2 protein-coding genes are annotated in these 396 nt (G+C 48.5%); both read left to right on the top strand.

Annotation, left to right across the window (positions count from 1 at the left end; all coding sequences use genetic code 11):
* Nucleotides 1-110, top strand: a 110-nt coding sequence (gene rpsQ, locus A3750_RS06570) for a 30S ribosomal protein S17 (RefSeq protein WP_082873217.1), incomplete at its 5' end; no start/stop codon positions are given.
* A 23-nt stretch (nt 111-133) separates the two neighbouring features.
* A partial coding sequence (gene rplN / locus A3750_RS06565; protein ID WP_068548114.1) for a 50S ribosomal protein L14 occupies nt 134-396 on the top strand: 263 nt, incomplete at its 3' end.

Here is a 396-nt window from a genome sequence, read left to right as displayed (position 1 = left end):
ACAACGAGTGCAATATCGGCGACGTTGTAACTATTCAGGAGACTCGTCCGTTGTCTAAGACGAAGTCCTGGAAGCTAGTTACCGTTGTTGAGAAGGCAGCTAAAGTCTAACCCAGAGTGTTTGGAGAACTAAGATGATGCAGACGGAAAGTATGCTCGACGTAGCCGACAACAGCGGTGCGCGCCGAGTTCAGTGTATAAAAGTACTGGGTGGCTCTCATAGACGTTACGCACGAATCGGCGACGTAATTAAGGTCACCGTTAAGGAAGCGATTCCACGTGGTAAGGTTAAGAAAGGACAAGTATTGAACGCGGTTGTTGTGCGTACCCGTAAAGGCGTTCGTCGCCCTGACGGTTCGTTGATCAAGTTTGATGGTAATGCAGCAGTTCTTTTGAA

The organism is Oleiphilus sp. HI0079, assembly GCF_001635105.1.
Note: the sequence above shows the minus strand (reverse complement) of the source record. Positions and strands in the feature narration are given on the sequence as shown.